Genomic DNA, 338 nt, shown 5'->3' with positions numbered 1-338 from the left:
ATTTATCGATTTATTCCTTGTTTGTTTAGCCAATTTTGATATTTTTCGGCATTTCTGTTGTGTTGAGCTAACGTTTTTGCAAATTCATGAAATCCGATTCTTTGAATACTTGCACACATATAAAAGTAGTCATGTTTTTGTGCATTTAACACTGCATCAATTGAAGAAACATCAGGCATAGCAATTAAACTTGGAGGTAAACCAAGATTTTTGTATGTATTATAAGGAGAAATAATTTCCAAATCTATTGACAAAACCCTTTTCACAGCATAATTTTCTCCCTTTAATTGTCGAATACAATAAATAATAGTTGGATCCGCTTGTAATGGCCAATTATT

The 338-nt window shown here is 30.5% G+C and carries 1 protein-coding gene; it reads right to left on the bottom strand.

What is annotated here, in order from left to right:
• Positions 1-2: 2 nt before the first annotated feature.
• The coding region (locus tag IU405_RS00710; RefSeq protein ID WP_197436732.1) for an endolytic transglycosylase MltG at positions 3-338 on the bottom strand (336 nt) is incomplete at its 5' end.

It is taken from the genome of Polaribacter sp. BAL334, from assembly GCF_015767435.1.
Taxonomy (GTDB): Bacteria; Bacteroidota; Bacteroidia; order Flavobacteriales; family Flavobacteriaceae; genus Polaribacter.
The sequence above is the reverse complement of the archived record's forward strand: the minus strand, read 5'-3'. Positions and strand labels throughout refer to the sequence as shown.